Here is a 22238-nt window from a genome sequence, read left to right as displayed (position 1 = left end):
AGCGCATGGAACAGTTGAACTATCGCTTCACCGCGCGTGAACGCGCGAAGGGCGAGCAGGCCGCGGCGCTGGTCGGCGTGGTCGCGTCCGGCAATCTCGAGGTGCTCGTCGAGCGTGTGCTGCCGGGTAACGAGTGCGAGATCGACATCCGCACCGCGGCGGTCGGTTTCGGCGCGGTATGGCAGGCCGTCGTGTCGGATTTCGTCGAACGGCGCACGCCGGGCGGCCTGAAGCTGTCGATCAACGACGGCGGTGCGCGGCCCGACATGGTGTCGCTGCGGCTCGCGCAGGCCGTGCGCGCGATCGAGGGGGACGCATGATGAGTGAAGTGATCCACGACGCACCGCCATTCGTCGCGAACGGCGCGAGCTGGTATGAAGCATCGGCGCGGCAGCGCATCGACGGGCTGCTCGACGCGGGCAGCTTCGACGAATTCCTCGGGCCGGCCGAGCGCGTGACGAGCCCGCACCTGCCGCTGTTCGGCCTGCCGCAGCAGTTCGACGACGGGATGGTGGTCGGCCACGGCCGGCTCGACGGCCGGCCGGTGTTCGTCGCCGCGCAGGAAGGCCGCTTCATGGGCGGCGCGTTCGGCGAGGTGCACGGCGCGAAGCTCACAGGGCTGCTGCGCGCCGCGCGCGAAGTCGGCAAGCCGGTGCTGATCCTGTTCGATACGGGCGGCGTGCGGCTGCAGGAAGCGAATGCGGGCGAGCTCGCGATCGCCGAGATCATGCGCGCGCTCGTCGACGCGCGTGCGGCCGGCGTGCCGGTGATCGGGCTGATCGGCGGGCGCGCGGGCTGTTACGGCGGCGGCGGGTTGCTCGCCGCGTGCTGTTCGGCGCTCGCGGTGTCGGAGCAGGGGCGCATCAGCGTGTCGGGCCCCGAAGTGATCGAGACCAATCGCGGCGTCGAGGAATTCGATTCGAAGGATCGCGCGCTGATCTGGCGCACGATGGGCGGCAAGCACCGGCGGCTGATCGGCGGCGCCGATCGTTACGTGGCCGATACGCCGGACGCGTTCCGCGCGGCGGCACTCGACCTGATCGGCCGTGCGCCTGGATTCGATACGGCGATGCTGCGCGCGGAGCAGGCGCGTCTCGAAGCGCGTGTCGAACGGTTCGGCGCGTGCAAGGATGCGCTCGACGTGTGGCGCTCGCTCGGGGCCGACAAGCCGGAAGCGATTCCGGGGATGCCCGACGAAGCATTCGCCAAGCTCGCCGATCAACTGCAGGAGCCGCAGCATGACGCTCGATGAAGTTTTGAACTCGCTGTTTCCCCGAGGCCATTCGATCGCGCGCAAGGGCGGCCTGCTGACGGGCCATGCGGAACTGGCCGGCACGCGCGTCGACGTGATCGGCGTCACCGACCGCTTGCCGTTCGGCATCGACGAGGCGCTGGCGCTCGCGTCGCATGTGCTCGACACGATCGCGCGCGGCGGCGACACGCCGATCGTCGTGCTCGTCGACAGCGACAGCCAGCGGATGAGCAAGCGCGACGAACTGCTCGGCCTGAACGAAGGGCTGTCGCATCTCGCGAAGTGCCTGATGCAGGCCGATCTCGCCGGGCACCGGACGATCGGCGTGCTGTATGGCCACACGGCCGCCGGCGCGTTCATCGCGACCGCGCTCGCGACGCGCACGCTGCTCGCGGTGCCGGGCGCCGAGCCGGAAGTGATGGACCTGCCGTCGATGTCGCGCGTGACCAAGCTGCCGATCGACGTGCTGAAGGAAATGTCGCGCTCGACGCCGGTGTTCGCGCCGGGGCTCGACAATCTCGTGAAGATGGGCGCCGTCCATGGCGTACTCGATCCGTCTCGTGCGCTCGACGCACAGGTCGGCGAATGGCTCGGCAAGCCGGCCGACCGTATCGACCGGCGGGCGTCGCGCGGCCGGCCGGTTGCGACCGACGTCGCGCAGCGCGTCGAGGCACTCGCGCGTGCTGCACGCTGAGCTGCCGCTGCGCCGCCACACGCTGGTCACGCTGACGGCGGCCGGGTGGAGTGCGGCCTTCGCGCGCGACCCCGCGCTCGCGGGCGAGCCGCTCGTGCGCGCATGGGCCGAGCGCGGCTGGCCGCTGATCGTGCGCCGTGCGTCGCCGGATGAAGCCGACGCCGGCCGCGTGCCGCTCGGCCTGCCGCTGCCGCCCGCGGCAGGCAAGCGGCGCATCGCGCTGAACGTCGCCGCCGACGTGCTCGCGACGGTCGGCCCGCTGCCCGCGCTGGCCGACGTGTTCGCCGCCGCACCCGACGCATGGCACGTGCCGCTGCGCGAGCTCGACGCGCTCGGCGCGCGCTGCGGCGTGCAGGGTCGCGTGTTCGGCAGTCTTGCCTGGCAGGCGCTGACGGGCGAGCGGTACCTCACCGCATCGTCCGATCTCGATATCGTGTTTCCGCTGCCGGCGGCCGAGCCGCTCGCCGCGCTGCTCGACGGCCTCGCCGCAATCGATGCGCGCGCGCCGATGCGCATCGACGGCGAACTGCTGCGCGCGGACGGCGCGGGCGTCAACTGGCGCGAACTGCACGCGCGGCGGCCCGATGTCGCGGTGAAGACCGCGATCGCCGTCGAACTGATGGCGGCCGACGCCTTCACCGGAGGCACGCGATGAGCGCATGGGCTGCCTGCCGCGTACCGGCGTCGTCCGATGCCGAGCGCATCGCCGCGCTGGCCGAGCGCAGCCTCGTGCTGGAGATCGAGACCTATCCGAAGCCGGGGCTCGTCAGTCATGTCGACACCGGCAGTCACACCGACATGGATGCCGCGACGTTCGCGCGCAGCGCCGCCGTGCTGCGGCCTTACTTCGCGGAACTGGCCGCCGCGGGTGCGCGCGATGCCGACATGGCCGTGCTGCGCAAGATCGGCCTGCGCGCCGAGCACGCGATGCTGGCCGCGACCGGCGGCGTCAATACGCATCGCGGCGCGATTTTCGGGCTCGGGCTGCTGTGCGCGGCCGCGGGCCGGCGCGCGGTGCCGGATGCCGTGCCGGACGGGACGACGCTCGGCGCGTTCGTCTCCGGCCGCTGGGGCGTCGATATCCTCGGCGGCCCGCGTTTGCCCGACAGTCACGGCGAACGTGCGAGCCGCCGCTACGGCGTCGGCGGCGCGCGTCGCGAAGCGGCCGACGGCTTCGCGACCGTGTACGCGGTCGGGTTGCCTGCGCTGCGCCGCGCGCAGCGCGATCTGCCCGGCGATCCGGAAGCCGCGCGCGTCGACGCGTGCTTTGCACTGATCGCCGCGCTCGACGACACGAATCTGTTGCACCGGGGCGGCCAGGGCGGCCTCGATTTCGCGCGGGCGACCGCCCGTGCGTTCGTCGCACGCGGCGGCGTGCGGGCGCGCGACTGGCGGCTGCGCGCGGCCGCCGCGCACCGTGCGTTCGTCGCGCGCCGGCTGAGCCCCGGCGGCGCGGCCGACCTGCTTGCGATGAGCGTATTCGTCGATGCGCTCGAAGCCGGCGGGGAGACGCGATGACGCTGGCCATCCTCTGTTCGGGGCAAGGCGCGCAACGCGCCGACATGTTCGACCTGACGGGCGCGGCGCCGCAGGCCGATGCGTTGTTCGCGCACGCCGGCCGGCTCCTCGGCGACGATCCGCGCACCTGGGTCCGGCAGGCCGGGCCCGACGCGCTGCGCGAGAACCGCGCGGCGCAGATCCTTTGTACGGTCCAGGCGCTCGCGGCCGCCGCGCTGCTCGACGCGGCGTGGCCGCGCCGGCGCTGCATCGCCGGCTACAGCGTCGGCGAGGTCGGCTCGTGGAGCGTCGCGGGGATGATCGAGCCGCATGACGCGCTGGACCTCGCCGACGCTCGCGCCCGCGCGATGGATGCGGCGAGCGGCGGCGACGAGCGGATGGTATTCGTGCGCGGCCTCACGCGCGCACAGCTCGCGCAGTTGTGCGACGGCCGGGAGGCCGCCATCGCGATTGCGAATCCCGGCGACGCGTTCGTCGTCGCGGGCCGGCAGGCCGATGTCGATGCGGTGGCCGACGCCGCCGCTCGCGCCGGCGCATCGCGCGTCGCGCCCGTCTGCGTGTGCATCGCATCGCACACGCGCCGGCTCGCGGCGGCCGTACCGGTGTTTCGCGCGTCGCTCGCCGCGCTGCGCGTGCGGCGGCCGTTGCCCGGCACGCGGCTGTTTTCGGGGATCGACGGCGCGTCGGTGCTCGACGTCGACACGGGCCTCGACAAGCTCGCGCGGCAGATCGCGGAGCCGGTCGAGTGGGCGGCCTGTCTCGCCGCCTGCGTGGAGGCCGGTGCAACGGCGTTTCTCGAACTCGGGCCCGGGCGCGCGCTGGCCGAGATGGCCGGTGGCGCGTATCCGGCGCTCCCGGCGCGCAGCCTCACGGATTTCCGTTCCGTCGACGGCGTGACCAGCTGGCTCGCGCGCGTCGCGGCCGGCTGATCGATGGCCCCGAAAACGGCCTGAAACACAGCCGCGCGACGCCCGTTCCACACTGTGTGTTGCGCCGGCGCAGCAGCGTCGCAGGCGGTGCTTGCCACGCGAATTGGCGTCGCTACAATGGCGCCCGCCATGAGACCAGCCGCCATTCTTCTCGCCGCGCTTTGCTGTGCGACGAGCGCCCACGCCAGCCTGATTCCGTCCGATGCCGCATCGGTCGGCACATACTTTTCGTATGACAATGCGGCGGCCGATGCGACCGTCGACCTGATCGAACAGGCACAGCGTCGCGTGCTGCTGGCCGGCTATACGCACGTGCCGCCGGCGGTCGCGAGCGCGTTGCGCGCGGCCCGCGCGCGCGGGGTCGAGGTCCGTGTCGTGCTCGTGCGCTCGCCGCGCGCGGGCCGGTACAGCGGCGCCGGTTACCTGAAGTCCGCGGGCATCGACGTCGCGATCGATTCGCGGCATGGTGGCGCGCCGCCGCGCTTCGTGATCGTCGACGACAGCGTCGCGTTGACGACGCTGTCCGACGGCGCGGCCGCGCATGCCGAAACGGTGAATGTGTTCCAGCGCGCGCCCGAGCTCGCGCAATCCTACGCGCAGTCGTTCTGGCGGCTGTACCGGCAGGCCGGCGGCCTCTGATCCTTTCCCCGGCGCCGCGCACGCCGGTGTGACCCCGCTTGCATCGGCGCGGCCGATGAACCATGCTCGTTGACAGGCGCCGGCGCGGGTTTCGCGCATCCGGCGCAACGGCAGGGAGGCGATCGTGACCGAGTGTTTTGCCGATCGCGCCGATGCCGGCCGCCAGCTGGCCGACGCATTGTGCGATTACGCGGGGCGGAGCGATGTCGTCGTGCTCGCGTTGCCGCGCGGCGGCGTGCCCGTCGCGTATCCGGTCGCCTGCGCGCTGCGCGCGCCGCTCGACGTGCTGGTCGTGCGCAAGCTCGGCGTCCCGTTCGATCCCGAACTTGCAATGGGGGCGATCGCCACCGGCGGCGCGATGCATCTGCAGCGTTCGGTGATCCGTTCGATGGACGTGTCGGACGTGCAGCTCGCCGACGTGATCGTGCGCGAGACGGCCGAGCTCCATCGCCGCGAAGCACTGTATCGCGGCGCGATGTCGCCGCTGCCGGTCGACGGACTCACCGCGATCGTCGTCGACGACGGCGTCGCGACCGGCGCGTCGATGCGCGTCGCGCTGCAGGCGTTGCGCGAGCGCCGCCCCGCGCGCATCGTCGCGGCGGCGCCGGTCGCGCCGGCGAGTGCGCGGCATGTGTTCGACGATCTGGCCGACGCATTCGTCACGGTATTGCAGCCGCTGCGGTTCTTCGGGATCAGCCAGTTCTACGCGCGCTTCGAGCAGACGAGCGACGACGAGGTGCGCAGGCTGCTCGAAGCAGCGCGGCCCTGACGCCGGATCACGGCCGCCGGGTGCGGCGCGTGCGCGGGCGCGCCGCTTCCGCCAGCGCGAACACGCGCTGCAGTGCCGGGTGGACGTTGCCGCGCCAGCGCGGCCCCGTGAACAGCCCGTAGTGATCGCAATCGTCGATATCGACGCGATGGCGCTCGCCGGCCGCGAGGCCGCGACAGAGGTCGAGCGCCGCATGCGTCTGGCCGGCGCCCGTGACGGCATCGCATGCGCCTTCGACGGTCAGCAGCGTGACGCCGCGCAGCGCGGCCGGCTCGACGCGCGTGCCGCCCACGTCCCACGTGCCGGTCGCGAGGCTCATGCGCTGGAACACGATGTCGACCGTGTCGAGGAAATAGTCGGCCGGCATGTCGAGCAGCGCGGTGTATTCGAGCAGCGCACGCCGCGCGCCGGCGAGCCCGGCCATGTCGAAGCGCGACGCGGCCAGCGCGTAAGCCTCGATCAGCGTCAGGAAACGCTGCGGATACAGCAGCGCGATCTCGCCCTGCTGCAGATAGGTCGGGAACACATGGCGACCGTGTCCCGCGAAGCCGGGCGGCACGATGTCGATCAGGTGGCGGCGGCACCAGTCGAGCGAGCGGGCGGCGGCGGCCGTGCCGAGCGCGCTCGGATTCAGGCGCGCGTCGAGCGGGCCGCCGATCAGCGTGACGCTCGCGGGCGGTGCGAGGCGACGGGCGGCGCGCAGCGCCAGCGCGCCGAGCGCCGGCACGGTCGCCTGGCATACGGCGACGACGTGCAGCGGCCGGTCGTCGCGCGCGAGCCCGCCGACGAAGCCGTCGAGCAGTGCGACGTATTCGTCGAGCCCGAAGCGGCCTGCTTCGAGCGGTACGTCGCGCGCATTGCGCCAGTCGGTCACGCAGACGTCGCCGTCGGCGAGCAGCGTCTCGACGGTTTCCCGCATCATCACGGCCGCGTGCCCGGCGAGCGGCGCGCACAGCAGCACCGTGCGCCGCGCGTCGGCACGCGCGAAGCGCCGCAGGTCGCAGAACGGCGTGCGGGCGGCGACCTGCTCGTCGACGGCCGGCCGCCCGATGTCGAAGCGCGGCGGCCCGGCCGACGGCCCGAGCAGCGGTTCGAACAGGTCGTCGTAGCACGACGACGCGGCGTGCGGCAGCGTGGCCGCGGGCCACGCATCGAACGCGTGCCGCGTCGCCGCGCGCCAGGCGCGCATCCATTCCCGCTGCTGCTCGACGAGGGCATACCACATGGCGAACCTTGGGGCGGAAGGGGCGTGAATCTGCATTATGGTCACTGTCGCCGCGCAGCGGGAGCCGGAAAGCACGACCGTCTGCTGCGCATCAAGCGTGCGGGCGCGCTAGCCGATGCCGCGCGACGCTGCTACAGTCGTCGATCCCATCCCCAGAAGCGGAGCGTTTGCGATGAAGCTGATCGGCATGCTGGATTCCCCGTTCGTGCGCCGCGTCGCCATTTCGGCGAAGCTGCTCGACCTGCCGTTCGAACACGAGTCGATCTCGGTGTTTCGTCATTTCGAGCAGTTCAGCACGTTCAACCCGGTCGTCAAGGCGCCGACGCTCGTGACCGACGACGGTGCGACGCTGATCGATTCGTCGCTGATCGTCGACTATCTCGATCACCGCGTTGCGCCCGAGCGGCGCCTGCTGCCCGAGGCCGCCGATGCGCGGCTGCGCGTGCTCGTGCCGGTCGGCTTTGCGCTGGCGGCGGCCGAGAAGTCCGTGCAGGTCGTCTACGAACAGGCGCTGCGCCCGTCCGACAAGCAGCACGCGCCGTGGCTCGAGCGTGTGCTGGGGCAGGTCGAGGCCGCGTACGGCCAACTGGAGCCGCTCGTCGCGGCCGCCAGCGGCTGGTTCGGCGGTGCGCGCCTGCTGCAATCCGACGTGACGGTCGCGGTCGCGTGGCGCTTCACGCAGTTCATGGCGGCCGACTACCCGGCGCTCGCGCGGATCGATCCGGCCCGTTATCCGGCGCTGGCCGCACATTCGGCGCGCGCGGAACAGCTTCCGGCATTCGTCGAGACGCCGCTCGTCTAGGCCGCGCGGGGCGGCGCGAGGCGGTGCCACGCCGCTGTCGCTTGCCCGCCCGGCCTTGCCCGGCAAGCGGCTGCCGATTGTTCTCTGCGGCTGACAAGTGACTTCGCATTCGCGCTGTTTATCCGGAATCGGCCGGTCCCTAGAATCCACTCCATCGAATCACGCATTGCCAGATGGAGCAGATGATGAAAGCCCTGATCGAATCGAGCCTGTACCACCCGTCCGTCGTGTTGCCGCTTGCCGCGCTGACGCAGTTGATGGTCGAGCGCGATTTCAATCTCGGCCAGGTCGGGTTGATCATGGCCACGCGCGGTGCCCAGGCGGCCGTGTCGCGTTCGCGCGCACTGATCTTCTGCCGTCACTGCGAAGCGCGCGCGTGAGGACGTCTGCATCGGGAGAATGAAAAAAAGCCCGGCCGGCGCAAGCCGGTCGGGCGGATCGGATTCGATCGGGCCCCGGCTTCGGCCGGGGCTTTTGCATTGTGCGACGCTTACGCGCGGGCAGGAGTCGCAACGCCGTAGATCTCCGACTCGTCGTCCTCCTCGCGCAGCTTGCGCGCGAGCTGGTGCGCCTCGCGGCGCGTCGCGACGGCCGGCGGCGAGCCCTTCAGCGGCTGGCGCGCGGTTTCGGCGAGCGCGACCACCGACACGATGCCGATCACGGCGGCGCCCATCATGTAGTACGCGGGCATCATCAGGTTGTGCGTCACGTCGACGAGCCATGCGGTCACCAGCGGCGTCGTGCCGCCGAACAGCGATACCGACACGTTGAAGCCGATCGCGAGCGCGCCGTAGCGGATCTCGGTCGGGAACAGCGCCGGCAGTGCCGACGGCATCACACCGGTGAAGCACGACAGCAGCACGCCGAGGATCAGCAGGCCGCCGAACACCGACGCGGTGGTGCCGGCGTGAATCAGCATCATCGACGGGATCGACAGCACGAGCAGGCCGACACAGCCGGCAAGCATCACGGGCTTGCGGCCGACCTTGTCCGACAGGCGGCCGGCGTACAGCGTCATCGGCATCATCAGCACCATCACGATCAGCACGAGCACGAGGCTGTGCGATTCGTCGAAGTGCAGCGTCGACGACATGAAGCTCGGCAGGTACGACAGCACCATGTAGTCGGTCACGTTGAAGATCAGCACGAGGCCGACGCACAGCAGCAGCGCACGCCAGTTGCGCATCAGCGTTTCGCGGAAACGCGCCTTCGGCACGGCCTTGTCCTGCGCTTCGCGCTCTTCCGCCTGGCGCTTGAACGCGGGCGTTTCCTCGAGCTTCATCCGGATGTAGAGACCGATCAGGCCGAGCGGGCCGGCGATCAGGAACGGCACGCGCCAGCCCCACGACAGCAGTGCTTCCTGCGACAGCGATGCGGTGAGCAGCGCGACGACGCCGGCGCCCATCACGTAACCGATCAGCGTGCCGAACTCGAGGAAGCTGCCCATGAAGCCGCGGCGCTTGTCGGTCGAGAATTCGGCGATGAAGGTGGCGGCGCCGCCGTATTCGCCGCCGGTCGAGAAGCCCTGCACGAGACGCGCGACGAGCAGCAGCACGGGCGCCATGATGCCGATCGACGCGTAGCTCGGGATCAGGCCGATCGCGAACGTGCCGACGGCCATCATGATCATCGTCGCGGCCAGCACGCGCTGGCGGCCGATGCGGTCGCCGAGCGGTCCGAACACCATGCCGCCGAGCGGGCGCACGAGGAACGCGGCCGCGAACGTGCCGAAGGTGGCGAGCAGCTGCGCGGACGGGCTGCTGGACGGGAAGAACACCTTGCCGAGCGTGACGGCGATGTAGCTGTAGACGCCGAAGTCGAACCATTCCATCGCATTGCCGATGGCCATCGCGCTGACGGCGCGCTTGAGCAGGCTCTGGTCGACGACGGTGATGTCGTCCGCAGCGAGCGGGGCCTCGCCGGACGGCGAAGCGGTGGAAGAAGCAGCGGTCGGGCTGACGTGTGTTGCGGTCAAGGTCATGCACTCCTTTGACTGCGCCGGAACGGGCGGGCCGTCCGACACGGTTTGCCGGCGAGCGCGGTGTCGGATGCGGCGCGTCGGGGCAGGCCATTAAGCACTTACTGCACACAAGGCGGCAAGAAGCCATAAGGGGCTGCTTCGACGCGGGCCCGATGGGCCGTCGCGACAGTGCGCTCATGAAGAATGGGCCGCGTGATGCTGGCGGCAGATGCCGGTGCGGACGATGTGTCCGGCGTTCCGGCAATGCCCCGAAGGGGCAACGAAACGAGAAAAGCGGGCCTGTCGGGCGGGCTTTCCTGTGGGTGCAATTTCGATCGAAAGGCCGGCCCGCCATGCGCGGACGGACTTCTCTCGAAATTGAATAGACAGAGATTGAATGTCGAAACAGGCGACATGATAGCACGATGACGGATGATCGTGCAAATTGCCGGGAGACGCCCGCCCGGCGGGGCATTCGGCGCGGCCTGCTCGGGTATGATCGGCGGCGCGCGGCGGGGCCGTGCTGCCCCCGCGACGAGGGGCCGAATCCACGAGGAACCGGATGACCGAACTGATCAGGATCGCGGCGCTGTTCGCCGCTACCGCGCTCGCCGAAATCGTCGGCTGCTACCTGCCGTGGCTCGTGCTGAAGGGCGGGCGCCCGGGCTGGCTGCTGGTGCCGGCCGCACTGTCGCTCGCGCTGTTCGCGTGGCTGCTGACGTTGCACCCGAGCGCGGCCGGACGGACCTATGCCGCGTACGGCGGCGTCTACATCGCAGTGGCGCTGGTCTGGTTGCGGGTGGTCGACGGCGTCGTGCTGACCCGCTGGGACGTGGCCGGCGCGGTGCTCGCGCTCGGCGGGATGGCCGTCATCGCGCTGCAGCCGCGCGTGTAGGCGCGGCCGCAGTGCGTGCCGTGGGCGTCAGGCCGCTTCCGCGCCGACCGCGTCGCCCGACGCGCGCCACACGCAGGTGCCCTTGACCGACTTGTCGAGCTCGTCGAGCTGCGCCTGGTGCGCGGCAAGCTCGTCGTCGCTCGCAGCCAGCACGGCCAGGTCGAGCGCAGCGAGCGACACGCGCTGGCCGTTCGCCGCGCCGCCGTCGGCGCCCCCGTCGTCGAGCATGTCGATCACGAGGCTGTCCTGGCCGCGCGTCATCGCGAGATACACCTCGGCGAGCAGTTCCGAGTCGAGCAGTGCGCCGTGCAGCGTCCGGTGCGCGTTGCTGATGCCGAAGCGGTCGCACAGCGCGTCGAGCGAATTGCGCTTGCCGGGGAACATCTGCTTGGCCTGCACGAGCGTGTCGATCACGCCGCCGCAATGTTCGGTGAACGGCGGCAGGCCGAGCCGCGCGAATTCGGCGTCGAGGAAGCCCAGGTCGAACGGCGCGTTGTGGATGATCAGCTCGGCATCCTTCACGAAGTCGAGGATCTGGTGGGCGACTTCCGCGAATTTCGGCTTGTCGCTGAGGAATTCGGTCGTGAGGCCGTGCACCGCCAGCGCGCCCGGATCGCTGTCGCGCTCGGGGTTCACGTAGAAGTGCAGGTTGTTGCCGGTGAGCCGCCGGTTCAGCAGCTCGACGCAGCCGATTTCGATGAGGCGGTCGCCCGTGCGGGCGTTCAGGCCGGTGGTTTCGGTATCGAGAATGATCTGGCGCATGTCGGGAAAAACGAAGAATACAGGGGAGCGGCCGGTGTTCAGGCCGTGAGCGATTCGACGCCGCGATTCGCGAGCGCGTCCGCGCGCTCGTTTTCGGGATGGCCCGAGTGACCCCTGACCCAGCGCCACTCGACTTCATGCTGCGCGACGAGCGCGTCGAGCCGCTTCCACAGGTCGGCGTTCTTCACGGGGGTCTTCGCCGCGGTGACCCAGCCTTTCTTCTTCCAGCCGTGGATCCACTCGCTGATGCCTTTCTGCACGTATTGCGAATCGGTATGCACGACCACGTGGCACGGCCGCTTCAGCGCTTCGAGCGCGGCGATCACGCCCATCAGTTCCATGCGGTTGTTGGTCGTGTTCGGCTCGCCGCCGAACAGCTCCTTCTCCTTGTCGCCGTAGCGCATCAGTGCGCCCCAGCCGCCGGGGCCGGGGTTGCCCTTGCAGGCGCCGTCGGTATAGATGTCGATCGTATCGATTGTCATGAATGTTCTTGATGGGTAGTCGGGGAGGCCGCCGGCGTCAGGCCCGGTGCGAGCACGGGCTTCTTCATCTTGATCTGGCCGACGAGACGCATGCCGCGCACGCGCTTGACGGCCGTCACCATGTAGACGGCGCCGAAGATCGGCCACCAGCGGTCGCCGGCGGCCTCCATGAAGCCGTAGCGGGCCAGCCACTTGTCGGTGGCGAGCGGCGGCCGGTAGCAGCCGAAGCGGCCGCGTTCGAGGTCGAAGCCGAGCAGCTTGATCCAGTCCTTGAGCCGGATGAACGCGATCTGGTCGCGCGTGGCCGGCACGAACGGGTGGTTCGCCATGCGCCCGAACGACTGGCGCATGCCCCACAGGCTGAGCGAATTGAAGCCGGTGATCACGAGCTGGCCTTCCGGCATCAGCACGCGCTCGGCCTCGCGCAGCAGGCGGTGCGGGTCGGACGTGAATTCGAGCGTGTGCGGCATCACGATCAGGTCGACGCTCTGCGACTCGAACGGCAGGTCGAGCAGGTCGCACCAGGTCGTGCTGCGATCGGCGGGCGCGTGTGCCGGCGCATGCGCTTCACGTGCCCACGGGTACTGGTACGGCGCGCTCGCGCCGCTCGCCGGGTCGAGCACGAGGCCGCGATACGGCATGCGGTTCTCGCGCAGCGCGTCGAGCTGCGGCAGGCCGAGCTGCAGCGCGTGGAACCCGAAGACGTCGGACACGATCCGGTCGAGCTGCGCCTGCTCCCAGCCCAGCACGTAGCGGCCGGGAGGCGAGTCGGTCCAGGCGGGCCAGTCTATAATTTGACGGTCAGACATAACGATGATTGCGCGCCCATGAACGAGCTGGAATACGTGCCGGTTCCGGCATTCGAAGACAACTATATCTGGCTCGTCTCGGACGGCCGCGATGCAATCGCCGTCGATCCGGGTGAAGCCGCGCCCGTACGCCGGGTTCTTGCCGAACGAGGCTGGCGGTTGACCGCTATTTTACTCACGCACCACCACGCCGACCACGTCGGCGGTGTCGAGGCGCTGCGTAATAGCCAACCGGACGATGCGCCGCTGACCGTTTACGGCCCGGCGGCCGAAGCGATCGGCGTGGTCACGCGGCCGCTGGCGGGCGGCGATCGCGTGACGCTCGACGCGCCGGCCGCCGCGTTCGACGTGCTCGACGTGCCCGGTCACACGCGCGGCCACATCGCCTATTTCCAGGCGGCCGGGCAGCGCAACGCCGCGCCGCACGTGTTCTGCGGCGACACGCTGTTCTCGTGCGGCTGCGGCCGCCTGTTCGAAGGCACGCCCGCGCAGATGCTTGCATCGCTCGACGCGCTCGCGGCGCTGCCGGGCGACACGCGCGTGCATTGTGCACACGAATACACGCTGTCCAATATCCGCTTCGCACTCGCGTGCGAGCCCGGCAATGCGGCGCTCGCCGCGTGGCGCGACGAAGCGCAGGCGTTGCGCGCGCGGGGCGTGCCGACGCTGCCCACTACGATTGCTCACGAGCGTGCCGTTAACCCGTTCATGCGGGCGGACAGCGCGGCGATTCATGCCACGCTCGAGGCCGAGCTGCACGAAACAGTGCCGGATCGTCTGGCGGCATTCACGCTGATGCGCGAGTGGAAAAACCGGTTCCGATGATGATTTCCGGAGGACTCCAAAGCTCAAGCGGTGTCTGTAAAAATTGCTCCAAATGTAGGATTTCGCTGAGTTTTCGGTGTTTTTATTGACGTGAAGCACGCACTTCCGTAGTATCGCCTGCAATTTCCAGCCGTCGGAAGCCGAGATTTTCATGCGACTTATATTGAGTGCGATGGTGGTGCTGCTACTCGCCGCTTGTGCGAGCCAGCCCCCTGTCGCCAACAACGCCGCCGATTCGCAGGCGACGTCCAACTACCTCCGTAAATCAGCCACCGCCAAAGAAACTGTCGACGTCGACAAGCAATCCGTCGGCGACCTGACCAGTGCCGACTCCGATCTGTGGGGTCGCATTCGCCGCGGCTTCCAGATGCCCGACCTGCAGAGCGACCTCGTCGACATGCAGACGACCTGGTACACGCAGCGTCCCGATTACGTGCAGCGCATGACCGAGCGCTCGCAGAAGTACCTGTACCACATCGTCGAGGAGCTCGAGGCGCGTCACATGCCGACCGAGCTCGCGCTGCTGCCGTTCATCGAGTCCGCGTACAACCCGCAGGCGCTGTCGGTCGCGAAGGCGGCCGGCATGTGGCAGTTCATGCCCGGCACGGGCCGCACGTACAACCTGAAGCGCAACATGTGGCAGGACGAGCGCCGCGACGTGCTCGCGTCGACGAGCGCCGCGCTCGACTACCTGTCGCGCCTGCATGACATGTTCGGCGACTGGTACCTGGCGCTGGCCGCGTACAACTGGGGCGAGGGCAACGTGCAGCGCGCGATCGCGCGCAACCAGGCGGCCGGCCTGCCGACCGACTACCAGAACCTGCGGATGCCGAACGAGACGCGCAACTACGTGCCGAAGCTGCAGGCGGTGAAGAACATCATCGCGAGCCCGCAGCAATATGGCCTGACGCTGCCGGACATCCCGAACCACCCGTATTTCGTGACGGTCACGACGTCGCGCGACATCGACGTGGCAGTGGCCGCGAAGCTCGCGAACCTGCCGCTCGACGAGTTCCGCTCGCTGAACCCGTCGTTCTCGAAGCCGGTGATCCTCGGTGCGACCGAGCCGCAGATCCTGCTGCCGTTCGACAACGCGTCGGCGTTCGAGAAGAACCTGAAGGCCTACAGCGGCCAGCTGTCGACGTGGACCACCTATACGGTGAGCGAGCGGGCGCGGCCGGCTGCGATCGCCGAGAAGATCGGCGTCGACGCCGACACGCTGATGTCGGTCAACAAGATTCCGGCCGGCATGCGCCTGAAGCCGGGTTCGACGATCGTCGTGCCGCGCGGCGACGATGACGACGAGGACATCAGCGCCGACGTCGCCGAAAACGGCGCGCTCGCGATGGAACCGGACGTGCCCGACACGCGCAAGATGCTGATCCGCGTGCGCCGCAAGCAGTCGATGGCGGCGATCGCCGGCCGCTACGGCGTGTCGGTCGGCCAGCTGAAGGCGTGGAACCGCACGCACCGCGATCTCGCGATGCCGGGCCAGGCGCTCGTGCTGCACGTGCCGGTCGGCCGTTCGGTGCCGGCGGAACCGGGCCCGGAGCGGATCGCGACGTCGGTCGGCGGCGCGCACATCGAGCGTGCCAGCCTCGCGGTGGGCGGCAAGTCGCACGGCGCGAAGCGCGGTGCGGCAAAGCCGGCTGCCAAGTCGGCGAAGGCGGCGCCTGCCAAGGCCGCCACGCACAAGGGCAAGAAGAAGTAACGCAGCGGCCCCGCGCAGCGCGCGCCGGTCCGGTCCGCGCGATTGCGCTATCATCCGACGAAATGCGACGAAACGCCGTCACCGAGGTGACGGCGTTTTCGTTTGTGCGCGGCGCGGGGGCGCTGCTTCGGGTGTGTTCATGTGGCAAGGGGAAGCAATGTCGTCGGTGCAGGTGAGGGTGCTCGCGCTGTTCTCGGTCGGGTATTTCGTGTCGTATGTGTTTCGCGGCGTCAATCTGGGCTTCGCGCCGTTCGTCACGCACGAACTCGGGTTGTCGGCCGCCGATCTCGGCCTGCTGACCAGCCTCTATTTCCTTGGCTTCGCGGGTGCGCAGATCCCGGCCGGCGTGATGCTCGACCATTTCGGCCCGCGGCGCGTGACGGCCGGCATGCTGCTGTTCGCGGCGGCCGGTGCGGCCGTGTTCGGCGCCGCCCACAGTCTCGGCACGATGATGGCCGGCCGGCTGCTGATCGGCGTCGGCGTGTCGGTCTGTCTCGGCGCGGCGTTCAAGGCGCTCGCGCAGCATTTCCCGGTCGGCCGGCTGCCGCTCGTCAACGGCCTCGTGATGGCCGTGGGCGGCCTCGGCGGCGTGATGGTCGGCTCGCCGCTGGCCTGGCTGCTCGGCTGGACGAGCTGGCGTGCGATCTGTTTCGGTCTCGCGGTATTGACGGTGGCCGTCGCGGCGTCGATCGGCTTCGGCGCGCCCGAAGCGACGCAGGCGCGCCACCAGGGCGGGCTCGTCAGCCAGTTCAAGGGCACGTGGCACATCCTGGGCAGCCGTGCGTTCTGGAAGATATCGTCGTTCTCCGTCGTCACGCAGGGCGTGTTCTATGCAATGCAGTCGCTGTGGGTCGGACCGTACCTGCGCGATGTCGCCGGATTCGATGCGCCGCATGCCGCGCGCCTCGTGTCGGTGCTCGGCTTCGCAATGATGGCCGGCTGCGTCGGCTTCGGCGCGGCGGCGCGCGTGCTCGAGCGGCGCGGCGTATCCGTCTACGCATTCTGCGGCGTCGGGATGGCGCTGTTCGTCGCGACGCAGGTCGTGATCGTCGCGGGCGTGCCGCTGCCGCCGGCCGTGCTGTGGGCGGCATACGGGATGTTCGGCGGCGTCGGCATCCTGACCTACGCGGTGATGGCCGGGCACTTTCCCGCCCACCTGATCGGGCGCGCGAACACGACACTCACGCTCGTGATCTTCCTGCTGATCTTCGCGTTCCAGATCGGTGTCGGCGCGGTGCTGTCGCACTGGCCCGCGGTCGACGGCCGTTATCCGGCTGCCGCGCACTTCACTGCATGGGGCGTGCTGCTCGCGCTGCAACTCGCGAGCGCGGTCTGGTACGTGTGGCCTGCGCGCGGCGCTGGCCAAGCGCACTGATCCGGCGGTACGCTGATAGATAGGCGGCTGCGGAAACGGGGCCGCAGCACGCCGCGCCGCGCTTCCGGGGGCGGCGAGCGTACGATCGGACGGCCATATCGATTGAAGATAGGGCCATTTTCAGGCTATAATTTGAAAGTTTGTGCTGATCAACCTCGCACCCTAGCGCCTACCTCATTCATCCCGTTCATCCGCCGCACGCCGCCTGCCGGGCGATGCCGCGAAGCCTCGTGCGCCACGCGCCGGGTTCGCGACTCGACAACGCAGGCCGCGTCCAGCAAGCGACCGCGCGCGCCCACGCAGCGCGGCGCTCGCGCGGCAGGGTAAACAGGTCGGCAGCTGGGTGTTCCCCAAGGAGCCTCCCGTGTTGCCGTCTTTTTCTCCCGCCTTGCTTGCACTCGCCGACGGCACGGTCTTTCGTGGTTATTCGATCGGGGCCGAAGGCCACACGATCGGCGAAGTCGTGTTCAATACCGCGATCACCGGCTATCAGGAAATCCTGACTGACCCGAGCTACTCGCGCCAGATCGTCACGCTCACCTATCCGCATATCGGCAACGTCGGCGTCAACGCCGAAGACGTCGAAGCCACGAAAGTCCATGCCGCCGGCCTGATCATCCGTGATCTGCCCACGCTCGCGTCGAATTTCCGCATGGATCGCACGCTCGGCGATTACCTGCGCGACGAAGGCGTCGTCGCGATCGCCGGCATCGATACCCGCAAGCTGACCCGCATCCTGCGCGACAAGGGCGCGCAGAGCGGCTGCATCCTGGCCGGCTCGGACGACGAGGCGAAGGCGATCGAGCTCGCGCGCTCGTTCGCGGGCCTCGCGGGCATGGACCTCGCGAAGGTCGTGTCGACCACCAAGCCGTTCGAGTGGAAGCAGACCGAATGGCGCCTCGAAGGCGGCTACGGCATGCAGGAAGCGCCGAAGTACCGCGTCGTCGCGTACGATTTCGGCGTCAAGTACAACATCCTGCGCATGCTCGCGGAGCGTGGCTGCCACGTGACGGTGCTGCCGGCACAGGCGAGCGCGGAAGATGCGCTCGCGCTGAATCCGGACGGCGTCTTCCTGTCGAACGGCCCGGGCGACCCGGAGCCGTGCGACTACGCGATCGCGGCCACGAAGCAGTTCATCGAGCGCGGCGTGCCGACCTTCGGCATCTGCCTCGGCCACCAGATCATGGGCCTCGCGGTCGGCGCGAAGACGCTGAAGATGAAGACGGGCCACCACGGCGCGAACCATCCGGTGAAGGATCTCGGCGACGGTCGCGTGGTGATCACGTCGCAGAACCACGGCTTCGCGGTCGACGCCGATTCGCTGCCGGCCAACGCGCGCGTGACGCACGTGTCGCTGTTCGACGGCACGCTGCAGGGCTTCGAGCTGACCGACAAGCCGGCATTCTGCTTCCAGGGCCACCCGGAAGCGTCGCCCGGCCCGCACGACATCGGCTACCTGTTCGACCGTTTCACCGCGCTGATGGACGCGGCGAAGCAGCGCAACGCTTAAGTCACTGACGCAACCGAAGGACGGGAGATTCACATCATGTTCGGCCACGCACTCGGCATCACGGATATCTGGACCTACGTGTTCGGCGTGATCTTCATCATCCTGCTGCCGGGGCCGAACTCGATGTACGTGCTGTCGCTCGCGGCGCAGCGCGGCGTGAAGGCCGGCTATCGCGCGGCCTGCGGCGTGTTCGTCGGCGATACGGTGCTGATGGTGCTGTCCGCCGCGGGCGTCGCGTCGCTGCTGAAGGCGAACCCGCTGCTGTTCTCCGTCGTCAAGTACGGCGGCGCCGCGTACCTGCTGTACATCGGCACCGGGATGCTGCGCGGCGCGTGGCAGAAGCTGCGCGCGCGCGGCGATGCGCCGGTCGATGCGCCGCAGGCGGTCGACGGCGAGCGGCCGTTCCGCAAGGCGCTGATCGTGAGCCTGCTGAATCCGAAAGCGATCCTGTTCTTCATCTCGTTCTTCATCCAGTTCGTCGACCCGGCATTCCCGCATCCCGCGCTGTCGTTCGTCGTGCTCGGGGCGATCGCGCAATGCGCGAGCTTCCTGTACCTGAGCACGCTGATCTTCGCGGGCGCGCGGCTCGCCGAGCATTTCCGCCGCCGCCGCAAGCTTGCGGCAGGCGCGGCGAGCAGCGTGGGCGGCCTGTTCATCGGTTTCTCGGTGAAGCTGGCGCTCGCGACCATGAGCTGAGCGCTGCCGGCCGACCCACGACAACGATTACTTATTGAATTCACAAGCCATGCCAAAACGCACAGACATCAAGAGCATCCTCATCATCGGCGCCGGCCCGATCATCATCGGCCAGGCGTGCGAGTTCGACTATTCGGGCGCGCAGGCTTGCAAGGCGTTGCGTGAGGAGGGCTACAAGGTCGTTCTCGTCAACAGCAACCCGGCGACGATCATGACCGACCCGAACACGGCCGACGTGACCTACATCGAGCCGATCACGTGGGAAGTCGTCGCGCGCATCATCGAGAAGGAGCGCCCGGACGCGATCCTGCCGACGATGGGCGGCCAGACCGCGCTGAACTGCGCGCTCGACCTGCACCACCACGGCGTGCTCGAGAAGTTCGGCGTCGAGCTGATCGGCGCGTCGCCGGAAGCGATCGACAAGGCGGAAGACCGCCAGAAGTTCAAGGACGCGATGACCAAGATCGGTCTCGGTTCCGCGAAGTCGGGCGTCGCGCACTCGATGGAAGAGGCGACCCAGGTGCACGCCGAGATCATGGCGCTCACCGGCGGCAGCGGCTACCCGGTCGTGATCCGCCCGTCGTTCACGCTCGGCGGCTCGGGCGGCGGCATCGCATACAACCGCGAAGAGTTCGAAGAGATCTGCAAGCGCGGTCTCGACCTGTCGCCCACGCGCGAACTGCTGATCGAAGAATCGCTGCTCGGCTGGAAGGAATACGAGATGGAAGTCGTGCGCGACCGCGCCGACAACTGCATCATCGTCTGCTCGATCGAAAACCTCGACCCGATGGGCGTGCACACCGGCGACTCGATCACGGTCGCGCCGGCGCAGACGCTCACCGACAAGGAATACCAGATCCTGCGTAACGCATCGCTCGCGGTGCTGCGCGAGATCGGCGTCGACACGGGCGGCTCGAACGTGCAGTTCTCGATCAACCCGAAGGACGGCCGCATGGTCGTCATCGAGATGAACCCGCGCGTGTCGCGTTCGTCGGCGCTCGCGTCGAAGGCGACGGGCTTCCCGATCGCGAAGGTCGCCGCGAAGCTGGCGGTCGGCTATACGCTCGACGAGCTGAAGAACGAAATCACCGGCGGCCAGACGCCGGCATCGTTCGAGCCGACGATCGACTACGTCGTCACGAAGATCCCGCGTTTCGCGTTCGAGAAGTTCCGTGAAGCGGATTCGCGCCTGACGACGCAGATGAAGTCGGTCGGCGAAGTGATGGCGATCGGCCGCACGTTCCAGGAATCGTTCCAGAAGGCGCTGCGCGGCCTCGAAGTCGGTGTCGATGGCCTCGACGAGAAGTCGACCAACCGCGACGAGATCGCGATCGAGATCCACGAGCCGGGCCCGGACCGCATCTGGTATGTCGGCGATGCCTTCCGCATCGGCATGACGGCCGAGGAAATTTTCGCGGAAACCGCGATCGACCCGTGGTTCCTCGAGCAGATCGAGCAGATCATCCTGAAGGAAAAGGCGCTGTCGGGCCGCACGCTGGCATCGCTGTCGTTCGACGAACTGCGCTACCTGAAGCAGAGCGGCTTCTCCGACCGCCGCCTCGCGAAGCTGCTCGGCGCGACGCCGGAAGACGTCCGCCGCCGCCGCGTGGAACTGAACGTGCGCCCGGTCTACAAGCGTGTCGACACCTGCGCGGCCGAGTTCGCGACGAAAACGGCCTACATGTACTCGACCTACGAGGAAGAGTGCGAGGCGCAGCCGACCACCAACAAGAAGATCATGGTGCTGGGCGGCGGCCCGAACCGGATCGGCCAGGGCATCGAGTTCGACTACTGCTGCGTGCACGCGGCGCTCGCGATGCGCGAGGACGGCTACGAAACGATCATGGTCAACTGCAACCCGGAAACGGTGTCGACCGACTATGACACGTCCGACCGCCTGTACTTCGAGCCGCTGACGCTCGAAGACGTGCTCGAGATCGTCGACAAGGAAAAGCCGGTCGGCGTGATCGTCCAGTACGGCGGCCAGACGCCGCTGAAGCTCGCGCTCGACCTCGAGGCACACGGCGTGCCGATCGTCGGCACGTCGCCGGACATGATCGACGCGGCCGAAGACCGCGAACGCTTCCAGAAGCTGCTGCAGGACCTCGGCCTGCGCCAGCCGCCGAACCGCACCGCACGCGCCGAAGACGAGGCGCTCGCGCTCGCCGACGAAATCGGCTACCCGCTCGTCGTGCGCCCGTCGTACGTGCTGGGCGGCCGCGCGATGGAAATCGTCCACGAGCCGCGCGACCTCGAGCGCTACATGCGCGAGGCCGTGAAGGTGTCGAACGATTCGCCGGTGCTGCTCGACCGCTTCCTGAACGACGCGATCGAATGCGACGTCGACTGCATCTGCGACGGCGAAGCCGTGTTCATCGGCGGCGTGATGGAGCACATCGAGCAGGCGGGCGTCCACTCGGGCGATTCGGCATGCTCGCTGCCGCCGTACTCGCTGTCGAAGGAAACCGTCGCCGAGCTGAAGCGCCAGACGGGCGCGATGGCGAAGGCGCTGAACGTGGTGGGCCTGATGAACGTGCAGTTCGCGATCCAGCAGGTGCCGCAGGCGGACGGTTCGAAGCAGGACATCATCTACGTGCTGGAAGTGAACCCGCGCGCGTCGCGCACGGTGCCGTATGTGTCGAAGGCGACCAGCCTGCCGCTCGCGAAGATCGCGGCGCGCGCGATGGTTGGCCAGAAGCTCGCGCAGCAGGGCGTGACGAAGGAAGTCGAGCCGCCGTACTTCAGCGTGAAGGAAGCAGTGTTCCCGTTCGTCAAGTTCCCGACCGTCGATCCGGTCCTCGGGCCTGAAATGCGTTCGACCGGCGAAGTGATGGGTGTCGGCCAGACGTTCGGCGAAGCGCTGTTCAAGTCGCAGCTCGCGGCCGGCTCGCGCCTGCCGGAGTCGGGCACGGTGCTGCTGACCGTGATGGACGCGGACAAGCCGAAGGCTGTCGAAGTCGCGCGCATGCTGCACGACCTCGGCTACCCGATCGTCGCGACCAAGGGTACGGCCGCCGCGATCGAAGCGGCCGGCGTGCCGGTGAAGGTCGTGAACAAGGTGAAGGACGGCCGTCCGCACATCGTCGACATGATCAAGAACGGCGAGATCGCCCTCGTGTTCACGACGGTCGACGAGACGCGCCAGGCGATCGCCGATTCGCGTTCGATCCGCATGAGCGCGCAGGCGCACAAGGTCACGTACTACACGACGATGTCGGGCGCGCGCGCGGCCGTCGAAGGCTTGCGCTACCTGAAGGATCTGGAAGTCTATGATTTACAAGGTCTTCACGCTCGCCTAAACTAAGCAGTCAGTTACCTGTCGAAGCAACACGTGCCGCGATTAGGCGGTGTTTCCAGTGCATCGGAAACGCGCTTAATCGCGGTG

22 protein-coding genes are annotated in these 22238 nt (G+C 68.7%); 17 read left to right on the top strand and 5 right to left on the bottom strand.

What is annotated here, in order from left to right; genetic code table 11:
• The first annotated feature begins 5 nt into the window (after positions 1-5).
• From mdcC to U5798_RS21055, 8 genes are all read left to right on the top strand, one after another.
• A complete protein-coding gene (gene mdcC / locus U5798_RS21090; RefSeq protein WP_006485317.1) occupies positions 6-320 on the top strand; it encodes a malonate decarboxylase acyl carrier protein in 315 nt (104 codons plus the stop codon).
• Positions 317-1252 (top strand): biotin-independent malonate decarboxylase subunit beta, encoded by a 936-nt coding sequence (locus U5798_RS21085; protein WP_322083073.1) that lies wholly within the window; start codon positions 317-319, stop codon positions 1250-1252. The genes mdcC and U5798_RS21085 overlap by 4 nt, the downstream gene beginning before the upstream one ends.
• Positions 1239-1946: a biotin-independent malonate decarboxylase subunit gamma gene (gene mdcE / locus U5798_RS21080; RefSeq protein WP_322083072.1), complete on the top strand. Its 708-nt coding sequence runs from the start codon at positions 1239-1241 to the stop codon at positions 1944-1946. The genes U5798_RS21085 and mdcE overlap by 14 nt, the downstream gene beginning before the upstream one ends.
• Complete coding sequence (mdcG, locus tag U5798_RS21075; protein ID WP_322083071.1) at positions 1933-2601, top strand: malonate decarboxylase holo-[acyl-carrier-protein] synthase; 669 nt, start codon at positions 1933-1935, stop codon at positions 2599-2601. The genes mdcE and mdcG overlap by 14 nt, the downstream gene beginning before the upstream one ends.
• Positions 2598-3464 carry a triphosphoribosyl-dephospho-CoA synthase MdcB gene (gene mdcB, locus U5798_RS21070; protein WP_322083070.1) on the top strand — a complete coding sequence of 289 codons (867 nt, stop codon included), beginning with the start codon at positions 2598-2600 and terminating at the stop codon, positions 3462-3464. The genes mdcG and mdcB overlap by 4 nt, the downstream gene beginning before the upstream one ends.
• Positions 3461-4393 carry a malonate decarboxylase subunit epsilon gene (gene mdcH / locus U5798_RS21065; protein WP_322083069.1) on the top strand — a complete coding sequence of 311 codons (933 nt, stop codon included), beginning with the start codon at positions 3461-3463 and terminating at the stop codon, positions 4391-4393. The genes mdcB and mdcH overlap by 4 nt, the downstream gene beginning before the upstream one ends.
• Positions 4394-4510: 117 nt before the next feature.
• Complete coding sequence (locus tag U5798_RS21060) at positions 4511-5032, top strand: phospholipase D-like domain-containing protein (protein WP_124453967.1); 522 nt, start codon at positions 4511-4513, stop codon at positions 5030-5032.
• Positions 5033-5156: 124 nt separating this feature from the next.
• Positions 5157-5801, top strand: coding sequence for a phosphoribosyltransferase (locus tag U5798_RS21055; RefSeq protein WP_322083068.1), 645 nt, complete (start codon positions 5157-5159; stop codon positions 5799-5801).
• Between the two features lie 7 nt (positions 5802-5808).
• Here U5798_RS21055 and U5798_RS21050 read toward each other — a convergent pair whose 3' ends face one another.
• Complete coding sequence (locus tag U5798_RS21050; protein WP_322083067.1) at positions 5809-7026, bottom strand: polyhydroxyalkanoate depolymerase; 1218 nt, start codon at positions 7024-7026, stop codon at positions 5809-5811.
• A 172-nt stretch (positions 7027-7198) separates the two neighbouring features.
• Here U5798_RS21050 and U5798_RS21045 point away from each other — a divergent pair, with 172 nt between their 5' ends.
• Positions 7199-7828, top strand: coding sequence for a glutathione S-transferase (locus U5798_RS21045; RefSeq protein ID WP_322083066.1), 630 nt, complete (start codon positions 7199-7201; stop codon positions 7826-7828).
• A 173-nt stretch (positions 7829-8001) separates the two neighbouring features.
• Positions 8002-8208 (top strand): hypothetical protein, encoded by a 207-nt coding sequence (locus U5798_RS21040; protein WP_124453959.1) that lies wholly within the window; start codon positions 8002-8004, stop codon positions 8206-8208.
• A 110-nt stretch (positions 8209-8318) separates the two neighbouring features.
• Here U5798_RS21040 and proP read toward each other — a convergent pair whose 3' ends face one another.
• Complete coding sequence (gene proP / locus U5798_RS21035; RefSeq protein ID WP_124453957.1) at positions 8319-9809, bottom strand: glycine betaine/L-proline transporter ProP; 1491 nt, start codon at positions 9807-9809, stop codon at positions 8319-8321.
• Positions 9810-10350: 541 nt separating this feature from the next.
• On the opposite strand from proP, the gene U5798_RS21030 reads away from it, so the two are divergent.
• Entirely contained in the window at positions 10351-10683 is a 333-nt protein-coding gene (locus U5798_RS21030) for a YnfA family protein (RefSeq protein ID WP_124453955.1), read from the top strand.
• Between the two features lie 27 nt (positions 10684-10710).
• On the opposite strand, the gene dnaQ is transcribed toward U5798_RS21030, so the two are convergent.
• Genes dnaQ through U5798_RS21015 form a run of 3 tightly spaced genes read right to left on the bottom strand, consistent with a single transcriptional unit; the run spans position 10711 to position 12736 of the window.
• Entirely contained in the window at positions 10711-11445 is a 735-nt protein-coding gene (gene dnaQ, locus U5798_RS21025) for a DNA polymerase III subunit epsilon (protein WP_124453953.1), read from the bottom strand.
• A 38-nt stretch (positions 11446-11483) separates the two neighbouring features.
• On the bottom strand, positions 11484-11927 hold the full coding sequence (gene rnhA / locus U5798_RS21020; RefSeq protein ID WP_124453952.1) for a ribonuclease HI: 444 nt from the start codon (positions 11925-11927) through the stop codon (positions 11484-11486).
• Positions 11924-12736 carry a class I SAM-dependent methyltransferase gene (locus U5798_RS21015; RefSeq protein WP_124453950.1) on the bottom strand — a complete coding sequence of 271 codons (813 nt, stop codon included), beginning with the start codon at positions 12734-12736 and terminating at the stop codon, positions 11924-11926. The genes rnhA and U5798_RS21015 overlap by 4 nt, the downstream gene beginning before the upstream one ends.
• A gap of 18 nt (positions 12737-12754) precedes the next feature.
• Between U5798_RS21015 and gloB the strand changes: the two genes are divergently transcribed.
• The 6 genes from gloB to carB all read left to right on the top strand — a co-directional run bounded on the left by gloB (position 12755) and on the right by carB (position 22157).
• Positions 12755-13561 (top strand): hydroxyacylglutathione hydrolase, encoded by an 807-nt coding sequence (gloB, locus tag U5798_RS21010; RefSeq protein ID WP_322083065.1) that lies wholly within the window; start codon positions 12755-12757, stop codon positions 13559-13561.
• Between the two features lie 151 nt (positions 13562-13712).
• Positions 13713-15272, top strand: coding sequence for a transglycosylase SLT domain-containing protein (locus U5798_RS21005; RefSeq protein WP_322083064.1), 1560 nt, complete (start codon positions 13713-13715; stop codon positions 15270-15272).
• A 157-nt stretch (positions 15273-15429) separates the two neighbouring features.
• Entirely contained in the window at positions 15430-16647 is a 1218-nt protein-coding gene (locus tag U5798_RS21000) for an MFS transporter (protein ID WP_322083063.1), read from the top strand.
• A 364-nt stretch (positions 16648-17011) separates the two neighbouring features.
• Positions 17012-18157, top strand: coding sequence for a glutamine-hydrolyzing carbamoyl-phosphate synthase small subunit (gene carA, locus U5798_RS20995; protein ID WP_124453942.1), 1146 nt, complete (start codon positions 17012-17014; stop codon positions 18155-18157).
• Between the two features lie 36 nt (positions 18158-18193).
• Positions 18194-18853, top strand: a complete 660-nt coding sequence (gene leuE, locus U5798_RS20990) for a leucine efflux protein LeuE (RefSeq protein ID WP_124453940.1) — start codon at positions 18194-18196, stop codon at positions 18851-18853.
• A 49-nt stretch (positions 18854-18902) separates the two neighbouring features.
• A complete protein-coding gene (carB, locus tag U5798_RS20985; protein WP_322083062.1) occupies positions 18903-22157 on the top strand; it encodes a carbamoyl-phosphate synthase large subunit in 3255 nt (1084 codons plus the stop codon).
• The last annotated feature ends 81 nt before the right edge of the window (positions 22158-22238 follow it).

Source organism: Burkholderia sp. BCC1972 (assembly GCF_905339605.1).
Taxonomy (GTDB): Bacteria; Pseudomonadota; Gammaproteobacteria; order Burkholderiales; family Burkholderiaceae; genus Burkholderia.
This window is presented reverse-complemented; position numbering and strand designations above follow the sequence as displayed.

Bases quoted from the DNA above. Each gene is read 5' to 3' on its own strand.
- mdcC (WP_006485317.1), top strand. From the start codon at position 6: ATGGAACAGTTGAACTATCGCTTCACCGCGCGTGAACGCGCGAAGGGC.
- U5798_RS21085 (WP_322083073.1), top strand. From the start codon at position 317: ATGATGAGTGAAGTGATCCACGACGCACCGCCATTCGTCGCGAACGGC.
- mdcE (WP_322083072.1), top strand. From the start codon at position 1,239: ATGACGCTCGATGAAGTTTTGAACTCGCTGTTTCCCCGAGGCCATTCG.
- mdcB (WP_322083070.1), top strand. From the start codon at position 2,598: ATGAGCGCATGGGCTGCCTGCCGCGTACCGGCGTCGTCCGATGCCGAG.
- mdcH (WP_322083069.1), top strand. From the start codon at position 3,461: ATGACGCTGGCCATCCTCTGTTCGGGGCAAGGCGCGCAACGCGCCGAC.
- U5798_RS21060 (WP_124453967.1), top strand. From the start codon at position 4,511: ATGGCGCCCGCCATGAGACCAGCCGCCATTCTTCTCGCCGCGCTTTGC.
- U5798_RS21050 (WP_322083067.1), bottom strand. From the start codon at position 7,026: ATGTGGTATGCCCTCGTCGAGCAGCAGCGGGAATGGATGCGCGCCTGG.
- U5798_RS21045 (WP_322083066.1), top strand. From the start codon at position 7,199: ATGAAGCTGATCGGCATGCTGGATTCCCCGTTCGTGCGCCGCGTCGCC.
- U5798_RS21040 (WP_124453959.1), top strand. From the start codon at position 8,002: ATGGAGCAGATGATGAAAGCCCTGATCGAATCGAGCCTGTACCACCCG.
- proP (WP_124453957.1), bottom strand. From the start codon at position 9,809: ATGACCTTGACCGCAACACACGTCAGCCCGACCGCTGCTTCTTCCACC.
- U5798_RS21030 (WP_124453955.1), top strand. From the start codon at position 10,351: ATGACCGAACTGATCAGGATCGCGGCGCTGTTCGCCGCTACCGCGCTC.
- dnaQ (WP_124453953.1), bottom strand. From the start codon at position 11,445: ATGCGCCAGATCATTCTCGATACCGAAACCACCGGCCTGAACGCCCGC.
- rnhA (WP_124453952.1), bottom strand. From the start codon at position 11,927: ATGACAATCGATACGATCGACATCTATACCGACGGCGCCTGCAAGGGC.
- U5798_RS21015 (WP_124453950.1), bottom strand. From the start codon at position 12,736: ATGTCTGACCGTCAAATTATAGACTGGCCCGCCTGGACCGACTCGCCT.
- gloB (WP_322083065.1), top strand. From the start codon at position 12,755: ATGAACGAGCTGGAATACGTGCCGGTTCCGGCATTCGAAGACAACTAT.
- U5798_RS21005 (WP_322083064.1), top strand. From the start codon at position 13,713: ATGCGACTTATATTGAGTGCGATGGTGGTGCTGCTACTCGCCGCTTGT.
- U5798_RS21000 (WP_322083063.1), top strand. From the start codon at position 15,430: ATGTCGTCGGTGCAGGTGAGGGTGCTCGCGCTGTTCTCGGTCGGGTAT.
- leuE (WP_124453940.1), top strand. From the start codon at position 18,194: ATGTTCGGCCACGCACTCGGCATCACGGATATCTGGACCTACGTGTTC.
- carB (WP_322083062.1), top strand. From the start codon at position 18,903: ATGCCAAAACGCACAGACATCAAGAGCATCCTCATCATCGGCGCCGGC.